This window comes from Marisediminitalea lipolytica, assembly GCF_001758465.1.
Taxonomy (GTDB): Bacteria; Pseudomonadota; Gammaproteobacteria; order Enterobacterales; family Alteromonadaceae; genus Alteromonas; species Alteromonas lipolytica.
This window is the reverse complement of the sequence record NZ_MJIC01000013.1, coordinates 17224-33257: the sequence shown is the minus strand read 5'-3', so window position 1 is coordinate 33257 and position 16034 is coordinate 17224. Positions and strand designations below refer to the sequence as shown.

Here is a 16034-nt window from a genome sequence, read left to right as displayed (position 1 = left end):
CCATAAATAGCCTCAATGTGAATTACGACCCAATTTAACTTGTGGAGGAAAGCATGAGCGAGCCACGCGACGTGCAATCAGAACAAAATGAAACCGTAGACGCACAAACTAACCCTGAAGCGGTAAGCGCTGAACAGGTAGAAGTGGTTGAAGGTGAGGCCGTAGAAGGCGAAATCGTGGATGAGGCGGCAGAGAAGATCGCCAGTCTTGAAAAAGCACTGGCAGCAGCTGAAGCAAAAGTGACAGAGCAACAGGACAGCGTTCTGCGTGCCCGTGCTGAAGCAGACAACGCTCGTCGTCGTGCCGAAGGTGAAGTGGAAAAAGCGCGTAAATTTGCGTTGGAACGTTTTGCTGGTGAACTGTTACCTGTTATCGATAACCTCGAACGCGGTTTACAAATGGCTGACAGTGAAAACGAAGCGATCAAACCAATGCTGGAAGGTGTTGAAATGACGCTAAAATCTTTCCTCAGCACAATTGAAAAATTCGGAATGGCCCCTATTGATCCGCAAGGCGAGGCGTTCAATCCGGAACTGCACCAGGCAATGTCTATGCAGGAAAGTGCCGAGCACGAACCGAACACGGTAATGGCTGTTATGCAGAAAGGTTACGAATTAAATGGACGTTTGCTGCGTCCAGCCATGGTAATGGTTTCGCGTGCACCGTCAGGCGGTGTGGATACGCAGGCTTAAGGTAGATTTTTTTAGCACAGGTATTGAAATTGGTGGTGAATAACCCCACTAATTTTGCAAGATTACAGAATTATTTGGAGACACGTAATGGGTAAAATCATTGGTATCGATTTAGGTACAACGAATTCATGTGTCGCAGTTTTAGACGGCGACAAACCGCGAGTAATTGAAAACGCGGAAGGTGACCGCACCACGCCATCAATTATCGCTTACACTAACGACGGTGAGACCTTAGTTGGTCAATCAGCGAAACGTCAGGCAGTAACTAACCCGACTAACACGCTGTTTGCAATCAAGCGTCTGATTGGTCGTCGCTGGGAAGACAAAGAAGTACAGCGCGACATCGACATCATGCCTTATAAAATTGCCAAGGCAGACAACGGTGACGCGTGGGTAGAAGTCAAAGGCGACAAAATGGCGCCTCCGCAGATTTCTGCTGAAGTACTGAAAAAGATGAAAAAGACCGCTGAAGACTATCTTGGCGAGCCGGTAACCGGTGCGGTAATTACCGTTCCTGCTTACTTTAACGACTCACAGCGTCAGGCAACTAAAGATGCCGGCCGTATTGCGGGTCTGGAAGTTAAGCGTATTATCAACGAACCAACTGCGGCTGCTCTTGCCTACGGCATGGACAAAAAGCAAGGTGATAACGTTGTAGCGGTTTACGACTTAGGTGGTGGTACCTTTGATATCTCTATCATCGAAATTGATGAAGTAGATGGCGAGCACACCTTTGAGGTACTGGCTACCAATGGTGACACGCACTTAGGTGGTGAAGACTTCGATAACCGTGTTATCACCTATCTGGTAGAAGAGTTTAATAAAGATCAAGGCATTGACCTGCGTAAAGATCCGCTGGCCATGCAACGTCTGAAAGAAGCCGGTGAGAAGGCGAAGATTGAACTGTCTTCTTCACAGCAGACTGAAGTTAACCTGCCGTACATTACAGCTGACGCAAGCGGTCCTAAACACTTAGCCATTAAACTGACTCGTGCGAAACTGGAATCACTGGTTGAAGACATGGTTAAAGAGTCTTTGAACCCGGTTAAGCAAGCGCTGGCTGATGCTGACCTGTCAGTAAGTGATGTTAACGACATTATCCTGGTGGGTGGTCAAACCCGTATGCCTCTGGTACAAAAGTACGTAACAGAGTTCTTCGGTAAAGAGCCACGTAAAGACGTAAACCCGGATGAAGCGGTTGCTGTTGGTGCTGCGATTCAAGGTGGTGTACTGTCTGGTGATGTGAAAGACGTACTGCTGCTGGACGTTACGCCTCTGTCACTGGGTATCGAAACCATGGGCGGTGTAATGACGGCGCTGATTGAGAAGAACACCACGATTCCTACTAAGAAATCGCAAACCTTCTCAACCGCTGAAGACAACCAGTCTGCGGTAACTGTACACGTACTGCAGGGTGAGCGTAAGCAAGCCGCTGGTAACAAATCGCTTGGTCAGTTTAACCTGGAAGGTATTCGTCCGGCGTCACGCGGCGTACCGCAAATCGAAGTTACCTTCGATATCGATGCTGATGGTATCCTGCACGTATCTGCGAAAGATAAGGACACCGGTAAAGAGCAGAAGATTACTATCCAGGCGTCTTCAGGTCTGAACGAAGACGAAATCGAAAAAATGGTTGCTGACGCGGAAGCGAACAAAGAAGCTGATAAGAAGTTCGAAGAACTGATTCAGGCTCGCAACCAGGCTGACGGCATGATCCACGCGACCCGTAAGCAAATGGAAGAAGTGGGTGATGCACTGAGTGCTGACGATAAAGCGCCTATCGAAGCCGCCTTAAGCGCGCTGGAAACAGCAGCGAAAGGTGAAGATAAAGCCGAAATCGAAGCGAAAACTCAGGAGCTGATCCAAGCCTCTTCTAAGCTGATGGAAGCGGCCCAGGCCCAGCAAGCTGCCGGTGCTCAGGACGCTGGTGCGAGCCAGGGACAGCCTGACGATGACGTTGTTGACGCAGAGTTCGAAGAAGTCAAAGACGACGACAAGAAATAAGTAACACTGTTTACCGGCGGTGCTTTGTTTATACACCACTGCCGGATAGCGTTACCAGCGGGCGCAGCAGCATTCAGCTTGTTGCGCCTTTTTACGTAATACCCATTCCACAAGCTATGTTGGCAAATCGCCATCAGCTAAGCAGTTCAGTACATAGTTGCTGCAATGGGTATAAGAATTAAGTAATCAGGCAGTGCCAGTGGCATTGCAGTTAACGGGTAGGAATAGCGAGCGATATGTCGAAACGAGATTACTACGAAGTGCTTGGCGTGGACAAAAGTGCCGGCGAGCGCGAAATTAAAAAAGCATACAAAAAACTGGCTATGAAGTACCACCCTGACCGTACGCAGGGCGATAAGGCACTGGAAGAAAAGTTTAAGGAAATCCAGGAAGCTTACGAAGTACTTACCGATGGTCAAAAACGCGCAGCCTACGATCAGTATGGTCACGCCGGTGTTGATCCAAACCGCGGTGGGGCTGGTTTTGGTGGCGGTGCTGATTTTGGTGACATTTTCGGTGACGTGTTCGGCGATATCTTTGGTGGTGGTCGCGGTCGTCAGTCACGTGCTCGTCAGGGCGCGGATTTACGTTACAACCTGGAAATGTCGCTGGAAGAAGCGGTACGTGGCAAAGAAGTTGAAATTCGCGTACCAACACTGGTGGCCTGTGATTCATGTCATGGCTCTGGTGCGAAAAAAGGTACCAGTCCGAAAACCTGTCCAACCTGTCATGGTAACGGTCAGGTGCAAATGCGTCAGGGTTTCTTTGCAGTTCAGCAAACCTGTCCAACCTGTTCTGGCCGCGGCAAGATTATCAGTGACCCGTGTAACGAGTGTCATGGTCAGGGGCGTACAGAACAAACCAAGACCTTGTCGGTTAAAGTACCGGCAGGCGTGGACACCGGCGACCGTATCCGCTTGAGTGGTGAAGGCGAAGCCGGTGAGAGCGGTGCGCCAGCAGGTGACTTATATGTACAGGTGCACGTGCGCGATCACGATATCTTTACCCGTGACGGCAATAATCTGTACTGTGAAGTACCGCTTAGCTTTACTACAGCCGCGCTGGGTGGCGAGCTTCAGGTGCCAACCCTTGATGGTAAAGTGAAACTCAAAGTCAGCCCTGAAACCCAAACTGGCAGAATGTTCCGGTTACGAGGCAAAGGGGTTAAGTCTGTTCGCAGTGGTGCAGTAGGTGATTTACTGTGTAAAGTTGTAGTGGAAACACCGGTAAACCTGTCTGCCAAACAAAAAGAACTGCTGAAAGAACTGGAAGACTCCATGGGCCAGGGTTCTGATGCAGCCAAGCATCGTCCAAAGGAACAAGGTTTCTTTGATGGGGTTAAAAAGTTCTTTGATGACCTGACAAATTAGTCATCCAGCTTTAAATATTAAACGTTTAACGGATCAACACTTGTTGATCCGTTTTTGTTTGTTCAGTATAAAACTACAACAAACATAATGACGCTAGCGACGTAAAGCAAACTTCTAAATCATCGGAGACCAGGAAATGAAAAGTGTAAAGGTATTTACTGTGGGACTAATGGCGGCAGGTGTTTTGACTGCGGCTAATGCTGCAACTGTGGCAAAATCAGAAAAACAGGCAGAAGCGGCGGTTGAATATCGTCAGTCTCTGTATCAATTAGTGAAAAGTAACGCTGGTCCAATGTTTGGTATGGCGAAAGGCGCTCTGCCTTTTGATGCTGAAGTAATGAAAACCAACGCAACTCGCTTAGAGCAATTAGCCGATATGATGGCTGATTATTTGCTGGTGGATACCACCAAATTTGACGTTGAAACAGATGCATTACCGGCCTTATTCAGCAACGAAGCTGATGTAATGAAAAAAATCAGCCAGTTTAAAGACGCTGCCAGCGGTATTAAGGCAGCGGCTATGTCTGGTGATGAAGGTAGTTATGGCAAGGCGATTGGTGCACTGGGCGGCAGCTGTAAATCCTGCCACGATGATTATAAAGATTAATCATCCCGACAATCTGAACCTGAGTGACAGAAAAACCGGCATTTGCCGGTTTTTGTTATTGAAGTAAATGTTCAGTTAGCCGGTTTAAGCATACATAGCAGATAACACAAGGCTTATCCGGGCCTGGCTTTGGAATAATTCTTACTATCAGCTGAAAAATCCAGACAAGTATTTGTAAATTATAGATTGTTTTCTAAACTTATCGTACGGATTCGATAAATGTACGGCAGGAACACCAACGCTGCCACTAAGACTTAGCAGGATGCCATAAACTCAGATGTTTAAGAATCTTTCCACCAGTGATATAGCCAGCATTGTTGAACAGGTAACCGAAGTTACCCGTTGTTCAGGCTTTTGCGTTGTGAGTTTTGACCAACGACAGTTCGCCCGGGAGATAAACTTTCTTGTAATAGAAGGTGAGGTTGCAGACGTATCTTCCTTCGAACTTTCTTTTAAGCCCAAAGAGTCCCAACACCATCATTTGCATCATCTCGCCACGTTTGTGGTTAATGGTATTGATATTCTTAAAGACTACTGTTGCCTGGTAAAGTACCTGGAGTTGGCTGATAAAACCGTAGCAGGATGCGTGGTAATGTTAGTCAACAAAGCGGACGAAGTTGCGCCTATGGCCGAGCTGGCGCTGGACCTGGCGTGCGAACGTTTAAATCTGGCCCTGGAGCGCACTCACACATACAAGTGTCCAGTCATCAATACTAATTCGCACTTAAATCAAAAATTAGAGTTACTCAACGAAATTGGTTCCATTTCAAAAACCGGTGGCTGGGAGGTTGACCTAAGCAACAATGCCGTTACCTGGACCGACGAAATGTATTCGCTTTACCGATTACCCCTGGGCTCAAGGATTTCGATTAAGGCGTCCATGAGTTACTTTCCGGCGGAGACTAGGGCGGCCATCATGGCATCGTTTAGGCATGTTATTAGCGAAGGTAAAGAGTATTGCCATGAAGGTTTCCTGACCCGCCCCGATGGCTCAACTATACGCGTAAAGGCCACCGGTAAACCACGTTATAGTAATAAGAAGATAACGCATGTTTACGGTGCTCTGGAAGATATTACAGAGCAGTACCGGTTGTTAGAAACCGAATATAATTACGCGGCTTACTTAACTGCAATTCTGGATAATCTTAATGACGTTGTGGTGACTATCGATACCCATGGCACCATTATTACCGCCAATAAAACCATACAAAAAATATTCGGGCACCGCCCTGAGGACGTTATTGGTGAGGATGTCAGTATCCTCATGCCGGAACCTTACGCTAAGTATCACAGCGAGTTTTTGGCCCACTATCTGGATACTGGCAAAGCAAAAATTATTGGTGTTGGCCGGGAACTACCAGGACTGCATAAAGATGGACATACTTTACCGATTGAGCTGTCTTTGTCAGAAGTTATTCAGGACGGTCAGCGTCAGTTTATCGGCATTGTGAAGGATATTACTGAGCGGAAAAAGGCCCTGGAAGAAATCTATAAAACGGCCTATTTTGACGAACTGACTAAATTGCCTAATCTGCGCACGTTTGAGAACGACCTCAATAAGGTGCTTAACCAGGCTTCGTCAAATTATAACGCGCTGGATATTTACTGCTGTTTAATCGATATGGATAATTTTACCCAGTACAACCTCAGCTTTGGTAAGCACGTAGGTGACAGTATCCTGTTAGTGATAGCCGGGCGACTGTCAGAAGTCGTCGGAGAAATGCTGAAAGTTTACCGTGGGTTTGGCGATAATTTTCTGATTTTGTCCACCACCCCCATCGATGGCAGCCGCGATAGCGATAATGTGATTAACTCGCTGGAGTGGGAACTGCACAAGTTGATTACTGCACCAATCGAAGTGGATAAGCTGACTCATCACGTGACGGCCGCTATTTCTTCCTGCCGGTTGGAGGCCTCGAAAGCCAGTTATGAAAAGATTAACGGCATACTCTCTTTTGGTAAAAAACGTGCGAAGAAGCAAGGTCCTGGCAGCGTGCTTACCCTGGACAAAGCCGCCTACGAAGACTACAACCGTTACAATACAATCACCCATTCGTTCCAGCAGGCACTGCAAGACAAAGAGTTTTATCTGATGCTTCAGCCACAGTATAACGCGGCGAAAGAAGTGATTGGCTCTGAGGCCCTGATTCGCTGGGAGCATCCACAGTTAGGCATGATCAGTCCGGCTGAATTTATTCCAATCGCCGAGGAAAGTGACGCCATTATCGACATTGGTAACTGGGTAATAGACGAGGCCTGCCGTTTGTTACACGAATGTCAGCAACAGGGCAAATCAACCCGCATTGCCGTTAATATTAGCGGTCGGCATATCGTGCGGGCAGATTTTACACAAACGCTGCTTCATCTTATCGACAAGTGGCAGTTATCGCCTGAGTCACTGATGCTTGAGATTACCGAAACCACCTTAGTATCCAGTATCGATCTGGTGCGTGAACGGATGGACAAGCTTGGCGACCTGGGTTTTTCATTTTCCATTGATGACTTTGGCACCGGTTATTCGAGCCTGAGTTACTTAAAAGAGCTTCCTATCTCGGAGTTAAAAATAGATCGCTATTTTGTCGACGAAATTAACTTTAACGATGAGGATGTACCTATCGTCAATTCGATTATTGACCTGGCCCATGCCCTGAGTGTGAGTTGCGTTGCTGAGGGAATAGAAAACGCTTTTCAGTTGGAATACCTGCAATTACGGGGGTGTGAGTTCTTTCAAGGCTTTTACTTCTCTCGCCCGCTACCGGAAAACGCCTGGAAAGACTACATTATCACCAGCCTGTAGAGCAAAACCCCCTTCACCGCCAATGGCAAAATTAAGCTTGTTTGATGCACCTCAACTTTAGGTTAAAAAAAGCCCAATAATGCCAAAGTTGTCGACATATAAGCCCATGGTCGTATGCGCAAAACGTTAAAATTCTATTAATGTAATAGGATGTTGAAGTTTACAGACCAGACTTCAAATTACAAAAAACAGTGTAGGAAGCGAATTTGTATGTCATACCAATCAGAATATCAGCGTTCAATTGAACAACCTGCTCAGTTTTGGGCAGAGCAAGCCGAAGCTCTTCCATGGTTTAAAACGCCAACCGACATTCTTACTCAGGACAACGATGGTATTTATCATTGGTTTGACGATGGTGAAATGAATACCACTTATATGGCTGTGGATTATCACGTAGAAAACGGACGTGGCGATCAGCCTGCAATTATCTATGATTCACCGGTTTCTAACAGTAAGTCAGTGCTGACCTATGCACAACTGCAGGAACAGGTTTCGTTGTTTGCCGGTGTATTAAAAGCGCAGGGTGTAGAAAAAGGCGACCGGGTGGTTGTTTATATGCCTATGATTACCGAAGCGGTAGTGGCCATGCTGGCCATTGCGCGGTTGGGCGCTATCCATTCTGTGGTATTCGGTGGGTTTGCCCCTCATGAACTGGCCGTAAGAATTGAAGACGCAGAGCCTAAATTAATCGTTACTGCCTCCTGTGGTATCGAAGTAGCCAAAGTTATCGAATACAAGCCACTTGTCGACAAAGCGATTGAGCTATCAGCCCATAAACCCCAGTGCTGCATTGTGTTGCAACGTCCACAGGCAAAAGCGGCTATGACAGAAGGCATGGATATCGACTGGGCTTCTGCGATGAGCATTGCTGAACCTGCCGATTGCGTACCAGTAAAAGGAACTGACCCGCTGTATATTCTGTATACCTCTGGTACCACAGGTAAGCCAAAAGGCGTAGTGCGCGAAAACGGTGGCCACGCAGTGGCGTTAAAATATTCGATGACGGCTGTGTATGACATGCAGCCAGGCGAAGTGTTCTGGGCCGCTTCGGATGTAGGTTGGGTTGTGGGTCACTCCTACATCGTATACGGCCCGCTCCTGCATGGGTGTACCACTGTGGTTTACGAGGGTAAACCAGTGCGTACACCTGATGCCGGGGCATTCTGGCGCATGGTTGACGAATACAAAATTAAAGCGCTGTTTGCCGCACCAACGGCTTTCCGGGCGATTCGTAAGGAAGACCCTGAAGCGGCCGAAATTAAAAAATACGATATCTCGTCGCTCAAAACTATCTTTATGGCGGGTGAACGTCTGGATCCGCCAACTTATTTATGGACAGTTGATAAAACCGGTAAACCGGTAGTCGACCACTGGTGGCAAACCGAAACCGGCTGGGCAATTTGTGCCAACCTTATGGGGGTAGAGCCGAAACCAGCTAAGCCGGGATCATCAACTCTGCCAACGCCAGGGTTTAACGTCCAGGTACTTGATGCCCGTGGTAACGAACTGCCAGCCGGAGAACAGGGCGCTATTGCCATTAAACTGCCGCTGCCGCCAAGCTGTCTGGCGACAATCTGGGGGGATTTAGAGCGCTTCAAGTCAGGTTATCTGAGTGACTTCCCTGGTTATTACTGTTCAGGCGATGGTGGCTATAAAGACGATGAAGGCTATGTATTTATCATGGGCCGCACCGACGATGTAATTAACGTTGCCGGACACCGTTTGTCGACCGGTGAAATGGAAGAAATCCTGGCTGCCCACGATGCCGTGGCAGAATGCAGTGTTATTGGTGTGCATGACGCCTTGAAAGGGCAGGAGCCAGTGGGTCTGGTACTGCTTAAGGATGGCTACGACATTGATGAAGAAGACCTTCAGAAAGAGCTGGTCGCCATGGTAAGAAAAGAAATTGGCCCGATCGCGTGCTTTAAGCGTGCCGTAGTAGTTCCGCGTCTTCCGAAAACACGTTCTGGTAAGATTTTACGTAAGCTGCTACGCCAGATTGCCTCAAATCAGGAAGTGGCTGTGCCATCGACCATTGATGATCCGGCCAGTGTGCCTGAAATCGAGGCGATCATGAAAGAGCAGGGGCTGGTTAAAAGCACTGCCGACTGAGTATACCGTTTCAACATCTGACAGCCTTTAAACAGGGCTGTATTTTAGCCGGCTTTTGCCGGCTTTTTTCTTTGACACGCCGTTAGTGCCCAAGCAGAATGCCCGGGTTGTAAGGTGGTAAGAGTAATTAACAGTGATAGCGTCTGTAACGGTGAATATAAGCGACTGGTTGGCCAGCTATTTTGACGAAATGAGTCTGATGCTGATGGCCACTTTATTAGTGGTTTACGGAGATATTATAAACCGGCAGGTTAAACGCAGCTTAAGTGGCTTGCATTTTGTTATCCGCAGTAGTCTGTTTGTGTTGTTGTGCGCTTTTGGATACGGCGCGTTAACGCTTTACGGAGCGCCATTTCTACAGCATATTTTTCAGTTTGTGGCTTATGAATACCGGGGCCTGGCTTTTGTGCTTGCCTTCTTCGCTCTGGGTATTGCGGCGGAGCGCAGGCGGTATATCTGACAGGCTCCATAAGCCTTCGCTCATCTGCACCAGGCTTCAGATCCCTTAACGGAGACCTGAAGCCGAGCGGTCGTCTTCAGAATGCATTAAGAACGGCAAAACGTTCGCGATGGAACGCGGCATTGCCTAACCATGCCTCAAGTACCCGCGCGCGTTTTAAATAAAAACCCGCATCGTGCTCATCGGTCATGCCAACCCCACCATGCATTTGGATCATTTCGTTAGTCACCAGGTTTGTTGTTTCACAAGCCATCATTTGCGCAACAGAGGCCATTTCAGAAATATTCTCATCGCCTTCATCTATGGCATCCAGTGCGGCATCAACACAGGACTGGGTAAGCTCTAGCTCAGTGAACATTTTTGCAGCCCGGTGTTGCAGTGCCTGAAACGCACCAATCAACTGGCCATACTGAGATCTGACTTTAAGGTATTCCACAGTAGTCTCAAAGGCTTGTCGGGCTAAGCCCTGCATTTCGGCCGCCGCGTAGATTCGTGCCCGGTTTAATACTGTGGTCAACAATAACTTGCCGCCCTTTAATTGCCATGTTGGGTCAATTGCAACACTGTCAAATTCAATGTGAGCAGTATCCCGGCTATCGCTCATATCCAGGGGGGTACGTTTGATGCCTTTGGTTGTAGTAGGAATAGCAAAGAGCTCGATATTGCCATTTAACTTTGCGGTTACGATCAACACATCAGCCGCATTGCCTTCATGGACAAATAGTTTCTTGCCAGAAAGATAACCGTCTTTAATTTCGCAACTTACCCGCTCAGGATTATGCCGGGCGGTTTCATCACAGGCGAGAGCTCCGATAGCTTCACCAAGAGCCAGCTTTGGCAGCCACTCTTCGCTCATAGATTGATTGTCGCCCAGAACTATGGCGTTAGCTACTGCCGCGCAAGAGAGAAGTGGTGACGCGGTTAAAGTTCGTGCCAGCGCTTCCAGCACTAATCCTAAAGATCGGTGGCCAAATTCCAGGCCGCCCTGGCTTTCCGGTACAACTATTCCAGGCCATCCCATTTCAGCTATGTGATGCCAGGCTTCCGGGTCATAACCTAAACCCGTTTGAGAGTCGCGGAGTTTTCTAAAAGCGTTAACCGGACTGCATTCCTGAGCCCAGTCATACGCCGAATCGCGTAACATAATTTGTTCTTCATTCAGTGCAATCATCTGCGTCTCCTTACACTTTACTTTTCATTTCTGGCAAGCCGAGAATGCGCTTGGACAGAATGTTGTATTGAATTTCAAAACTGCCCGCCGCAATAGAAGCAGACTTGCCAAATAAGAACGATTTGTTGATGGCCAGTTCATCTTCTGTAAATGCGTCGCCACTCCAGCCCAGTCCCTGATGACCAAGAACTTCAATAGAGAGTTCAGCGCGGGTCTGGCGAATATCTGACCCGGCATTTTTCAGTACAGAAGCGACAGCCGGTCCCGCTGCTGCACGTTTAAACGTCAGATTAAAGGCTTTCTCTTTTACCAGATGGCTTGCAATGCGACTACGCAAGTCGGCGTCAACTAGGCGTCCGGCGTCGTCGGTGCCCACATGTTCACAGGCCAGATCCTTGATGCCAGGCCCCGGAATTGAGCCATGACCTTTTTTCGATGTTGCGACGGTTGTTCGCTCAACTTGCAGCTGAAATTTAGCAACTTCCCAACCTTTATTAACTTCACCAAGGATGTTTTCTTTCGGAACCAGTACGTCGGTAAGAAACAATTCGCAAAAAGGTGAAGAGCCATCGATAAGACGAATAGGGCGGACTTCAAATCCCGGTGTATTCATATCAACCAGGATGAAACTGATACCGTCGTGTTTACGTGTGGTGTCTGTTCTGACCAGACAAAAGCACCAGTTAGATTCTGTTGCACCCGATGTCCATATTTTCTGGCCGTTAAGCAGGTATCCTTCCGGGGTTTCTTCGGCTTTCATTTGTAAGCCAGCGAGATCACTTCCGGCGCCTGGTTCGGAAAACCCCTGACACCAGGAAAACTCGCCACGCACCATTTTCGGCAGGTGATAGGATTTTTGCTCTTCGGTACCGTAATGTTTTAAGGTTTCACCAAATACGGTTTCTCTGGTACCCACAGGGTTGTACGCACCAATTCGTTCAAGCTCCTGATTCAGAATACGAACTTCTTCTTTGGAAAAGCCACCTCCGCCATACTGTTTGGGCCAGGTAGGCATGCACCAGCCTTTTTCTCCCATTGCGGTTCGCCATTGTTTTACCAATTCAGTTTCGGTTTCACGTGCAGCTGGAACCGCTAGTGCAGGTGGAAAGTTTTCGCTAAGCCATTCTCTGATTGCCAGGCGAAGGTCTTCCGCAACCGGCGCTTGTTCAGTCCTACTCGATAGCTCTTCCATAGACAAATCCTCTTATCGTTGCTGTTAAATCAACGGCGCAAATAGCCTGGTCTTATCCTGACCAATTGCGACGTATTTTTTGTTTAAACTACTGACAATGCATATTTTCACAAAACAGTATTGTAATGGACCCATACAATATTTTTATAAATATACACCGGGATTTAGGTTTTGCAAAGTATTTGTTAACAAAAATATAACGGAGGCAATACATACTGGTTTATTCGAACAAAAGGCAAAGCAATAGCAAAATGGCCGGAGTGGGTGGCTAAACTCTGTAAAATGAGGGCGTTGCGGGCTATGTCTGATTCTCGGACAGGCCATAAAAAGGCGAAAATAAGCAGAGTTGAAGTAGTGGGGGAAATACAGAACCTTGCTTAAATGGCCTTGCGATTAACTCGAAAAGGCCTTATGCAGCTTTCTATTGGAATAGACTATTGGGCAAAGGAGCAAGGCCCGCAGTGGTATGCGGGCGCTGTCACGAATCTTTTAATAATACATATCTGCATCAACGGCTGGGGCTGGCGGCGCAATTTCAATAACGTAGTACATAGCGCCGATAACCAGTATTACCAGCACCAGTGCCACTAACAAACGGGATGAGGAAATACCCGGCTCGTTGGTGGTTTTTTTACCATGTAACATTGCCGGCACCAGCAGTTGCTTTTTAAAGCGGGTATAAAATACCACCGCAGCGATATGCAGAGCGATAGCAGCCAACAGGATATTAAAGGCTGTGTGATGAATGATATTCATTGTATCGCGGGTAGCTTCGGAAACTGCATCGTAATAGGGACCGTTATTAATGATATCGTCACCAATAAATAAGCCACTTATGCCTTGTAGTGCAATCAAGAGCAATAAGGCGATCACCATCCAGCCGCCCATGGGGTTGTGACCGGCATGTTCAGCTGATTCCGGGTTGGTAATGGTTTTAGCATAAGACAAAACCTTGCCCGGGCCGGTTAAAAACTGACTAAAGCGGGCATAGGTTGTACCTACAAATCCCCAAAGCAAGCGAAAGAGAATTAATCCGAGGGTGAAATAGCCGATCCTGAAGTGCCAGGCAGTGGCATCCAGTACCTCAACAGTCAGGTATTGCGCAACAATGCATATCACCAGTAACCAGTGAAAGAGACGGGTGGGGATATCCCAGATAAGTCTTTTTTCCATGTCATCCATTCCCTTTTGGGGCGTAAGAAATTCAACACTGCGAAGGTGAACGGCAGATTTACGGTGTGCAGATATCCGACAAGTTTAATGTTAAACCATTTGCGGGTTTTCATCTGTCCGGCTATCAGGCACAATTCGCACCATTCAAGTCATTCGCTCTTAAGACCCTAGTCAATCAAGAGGGCGTAAATTAAGCAAGCAGGTTTTCGATGAAAGTAGGTCTTTTTGGTGCCAATGGTCGTATGGGACGCGTATTGATTGAAGCACTCAACGAACATGATAAAGCCGAGTTGAGCGTGGCTTCAGTTCGTGACAATTCTCCCTGGGTAGGGATGGACGTGGGCGAACTGGCTGGTATAGGTAAATTACAGACCGCTTGTAGCGGCCTGTCGTCAATTAATCCGGCAGACGTTGATGTAATGATTGATTTTACCTTACCTGCTGCCTTCGATAACAACTTGCAGTGGTGCGTGACTAATAATAAGCCGGTAGTCATTGGTACAACAGGTTTATCGTCCGAGCAATTAAGCTTGCTGGCCGAAGCGGCGACCAAAATTCCCGTTGTATTTGCGGCAAATTACAGTGTTGGCGTTAATTTAATGTTATCACTGGTAAAACAGGCCGCTCGCGCTCTTGGTGCAACCGCAGATATCGAGATTATCGAAGCGCACCACCGGTTTAAACAGGATGCACCATCAGGTACTGCCATGGCCATTGGTGAAGCTATCGCAGATGAATTAGGGCGCGATCTGAAGACCTGTGCCGTCTATGGTCGTGAGGGTAAAACTCCGCCCCGAGACCATAATACTATTGGCTTTGCGACTGTTCGGGCAGGTGATGTTGTTGGTGAGCATACTGCGTTATTTGCCGATATCGGTGAGCGTTTGGAAATTACCCATAAAGCGTCTAGTCGTCTTACTTTTGCCCGCGGCGCGGTGCAGGCGGCGATGTGGCTGTCGACGCAGAAAGCGGGTCAGTACGGTATGAATGATGTGCTGGCGTTAAACCAATAAGCGCCATAAATGGCCGTAATAAGGTGCTATGATGTGCCTTTTTGGCAACTTTACGTGATTTTTAAGCTTAAGTGGTTATTTTGATAATTTTTCCAGATCGGAATGGACGTGTTGAGTCACATAAGCTATAATCCGCGGAATTTGCCAAAAATTAGTGCCAAAACAGCCGCTGGCACAGCTTCTGCGGCGTTTTGCGTGCATATTCATTAGCTGCAAATACTAGTAAACGGGATGTAAAAGAGACGTTACCTCCCGTTTTTTGTGAGTGTTATTTAAAACTCTCGGTTATCCTTAATGTGGAGGTTGACTTGGCTAATTCCGCCCTTCTGGTCTTAGAAGATGGTTCTGTGTTTAAAGGTACTGCTATCGGTGCTCAGGGTGTTTCCGTCGGTGAAGTAGTATTTAATACATCGATGACCGGCTACCAGGAAATTCTGACAGACCCTTCTTACGCTGAACAAATCGTTACTCTGACCTATCCCCATATCGGTAATACCGGTACCAATCAGGAAGATGTTGAATCTGACAAAATCTGGTCGAAAGGTCTGGTTATCAGAGATCTTCCCCTCGTTGCCAGCAATTATCGTAACGAACAAACCTTATCTGAGTATCTGAAAGCCAACAATGTGGTTGGTATTGCAGATATCGATACTCGCCGACTGACGCGAATTTTACGCGACAAGGGCGCACAAAACGGCTGCATTATTTGCACCGACGCCCTTGATGAAGCGGTAGCACTGGAAAATGCCAAAGCATTCCCGGGCCTCAAAGGAATGGATTTAGCCAAAGTGGTATCAACCACTGAAATCACCGAATGGACCAGCGGTGTATGGGAACTGGAAAGCGGTTATAAAGCCGGTGCGGATTTCAAATATCACGTTGTCGCCTACGATTACGGTGCGAAACACAATATTCTGCGTATGCTGGTAGACCGTGGCTGTAAGCTGACAGTTGTACCAGCACAAACGCCTGCCGCTGAAGTACTGGCGATGAATCCTGATGGCGTGTTCCTGTCTAATGGCCCTGGCGACCCTGAGCCTTGTGATTATGCCATTGAAGCGATTAAAACTATCGTTGACACCGGCTTACCTGTGTTTGGTATCTGTTTAGGTCACCAATTACTGGCGCTGGCCAGTGGCGCAAAAACCGTCAAGATGAAGTTTGGTCACCACGGTGCTAACCACCCGGTGAAAGACTTAGAGCGTGATGTAGTGATGATTACCAGCCAGAACCACGGTTTTGCTGTAGACGAGTCAAGCCTGCCAGATACGCTGAAAGTGACCCATGTCTCTTTGTTTGATAAATCCCTGCAGGGCATTCATCGTACCGACAAGCCAGCGTTCAGCTTCCAGGGTCACCCTGAAGCGAGCCCGGGTCCGCACGATGCAGCTGCATTATTTGATCACTTCATCGACTTAATCGAACAGTCAAAGCAGTAGGAAC

At 47.6% G+C, this 16034-nt stretch carries 12 protein-coding genes; 9 read left to right on the top strand and 3 right to left on the bottom strand.

Features of this window, described 5'->3' with window-relative positions:
• The first annotated feature begins 53 nt into the window (after positions 1–53).
• From grpE to BFC17_RS10470, 7 genes are all read left to right on the top strand, one after another.
• On the top strand, positions 54–692 hold the full coding sequence (grpE, locus tag BFC17_RS10500; RefSeq protein WP_070176434.1) for a nucleotide exchange factor GrpE: 639 nt from the start codon (positions 54–56) through the stop codon (positions 690–692).
• Positions 693–779: 87 nt separating this feature from the next.
• Entirely contained in the window at positions 780–2696 is a 1917-nt protein-coding gene (dnaK, locus tag BFC17_RS10495) for a molecular chaperone DnaK (protein WP_070176433.1), read from the top strand.
• A gap of 236 nt (positions 2697–2932) precedes the next feature.
• Entirely contained in the window at positions 2933–4066 is a 1134-nt protein-coding gene (gene dnaJ, locus BFC17_RS10490; protein WP_070176432.1) for a molecular chaperone DnaJ, read from the top strand.
• A 136-nt stretch (positions 4067–4202) separates the two neighbouring features.
• Positions 4203–4673, top strand: coding sequence for a c-type cytochrome (locus BFC17_RS10485; protein WP_070176431.1), 471 nt, complete (start codon positions 4203–4205; stop codon positions 4671–4673).
• A 277-nt stretch (positions 4674–4950) separates the two neighbouring features.
• On the top strand, positions 4951–7470 hold the full coding sequence (locus tag BFC17_RS10480; protein ID WP_070176430.1) for a putative bifunctional diguanylate cyclase/phosphodiesterase: 2520 nt from the start codon (positions 4951–4953) through the stop codon (positions 7468–7470).
• Between the two features lie 150 nt (positions 7471–7620).
• The gene (locus BFC17_RS10475) at positions 7621–9582 is read left to right on the top strand and encodes a propionyl-CoA synthetase (protein ID WP_083271682.1); all 1962 of its coding nucleotides are present in this window, start codon (positions 7621–7623) and stop codon (positions 9580–9582) included.
• Positions 9583–9715: 133 nt separating this feature from the next.
• Positions 9716–10042, top strand: a complete 327-nt coding sequence (locus tag BFC17_RS10470; protein WP_229681087.1) for a DUF3392 family protein — start codon at positions 9716–9718, stop codon at positions 10040–10042.
• 76 nt (positions 10043–10118) lie between these two features.
• Here BFC17_RS10470 and BFC17_RS10465 read toward each other — a convergent pair whose 3' ends face one another.
• The 3 genes from BFC17_RS10465 to BFC17_RS10455 all read right to left on the bottom strand — a co-directional run bounded on the left by BFC17_RS10465 (position 10119) and on the right by BFC17_RS10455 (position 13578).
• A complete protein-coding gene (locus tag BFC17_RS10465) occupies positions 10119–11213 on the bottom strand; it encodes an acyl-CoA dehydrogenase family protein (protein ID WP_070176428.1) in 1095 nt (364 codons plus the stop codon).
• A gap of 10 nt (positions 11214–11223) precedes the next feature.
• Complete coding sequence (locus tag BFC17_RS10460) at positions 11224–12405, bottom strand: acyl-CoA dehydrogenase family protein (RefSeq protein WP_070176427.1); 1182 nt, start codon at positions 12403–12405, stop codon at positions 11224–11226.
• A 489-nt stretch (positions 12406–12894) separates the two neighbouring features.
• Entirely contained in the window at positions 12895–13578 is a 684-nt protein-coding gene (locus BFC17_RS10455) for a cytochrome b/b6 domain-containing protein (protein WP_070176537.1), read from the bottom strand.
• 209 nt (positions 13579–13787) lie between these two features.
• Here BFC17_RS10455 and dapB point away from each other — a divergent pair, with 209 nt between their 5' ends.
• Together dapB and carA are read left to right on the top strand one after the other, a co-directional pair.
• Positions 13788–14591 (top strand): 4-hydroxy-tetrahydrodipicolinate reductase, encoded by an 804-nt coding sequence (gene dapB / locus BFC17_RS10450; protein ID WP_070176426.1) that lies wholly within the window; start codon positions 13788–13790, stop codon positions 14589–14591.
• A gap of 308 nt (positions 14592–14899) precedes the next feature.
• Positions 14900–16030: a glutamine-hydrolyzing carbamoyl-phosphate synthase small subunit gene (gene carA, locus BFC17_RS10445; RefSeq protein WP_070176425.1), complete on the top strand. Its 1131-nt coding sequence runs from the start codon at positions 14900–14902 to the stop codon at positions 16028–16030.
• Positions 16031–16034: the final 4 nt, after the last annotated feature.

Coding starts and splice junctions, on each gene's coding strand:
- grpE (WP_070176434.1), top strand. CDS start 54: ATGAGCGAGCCACGCGACGTGCAATCAGAACAAAATGAAACCGTAGAC.
- dnaK (WP_070176433.1), top strand. CDS start 780: ATGGGTAAAATCATTGGTATCGATTTAGGTACAACGAATTCATGTGTC.
- dnaJ (WP_070176432.1), top strand. CDS start 2,933: ATGTCGAAACGAGATTACTACGAAGTGCTTGGCGTGGACAAAAGTGCC.
- BFC17_RS10485 (WP_070176431.1), top strand. CDS start 4,203: ATGAAAAGTGTAAAGGTATTTACTGTGGGACTAATGGCGGCAGGTGTT.
- BFC17_RS10480 (WP_070176430.1), top strand. CDS start 4,951: ATGTTTAAGAATCTTTCCACCAGTGATATAGCCAGCATTGTTGAACAG.
- BFC17_RS10475 (WP_083271682.1), top strand. CDS start 7,621: ATGTTGAAGTTTACAGACCAGACTTCAAATTACAAAAAACAGTGTAGG.
- BFC17_RS10465 (WP_070176428.1), bottom strand. CDS start 11,213: ATGATTGCACTGAATGAAGAACAAATTATGTTACGCGATTCGGCGTAT.
- BFC17_RS10460 (WP_070176427.1), bottom strand. CDS start 12,405: ATGGAAGAGCTATCGAGTAGGACTGAACAAGCGCCGGTTGCGGAAGAC.
- BFC17_RS10455 (WP_070176537.1), bottom strand. CDS start 13,578: ATGGAAAAAAGACTTATCTGGGATATCCCCACCCGTCTCTTTCACTGG.
- dapB (WP_070176426.1), top strand. CDS start 13,788: ATGAAAGTAGGTCTTTTTGGTGCCAATGGTCGTATGGGACGCGTATTG.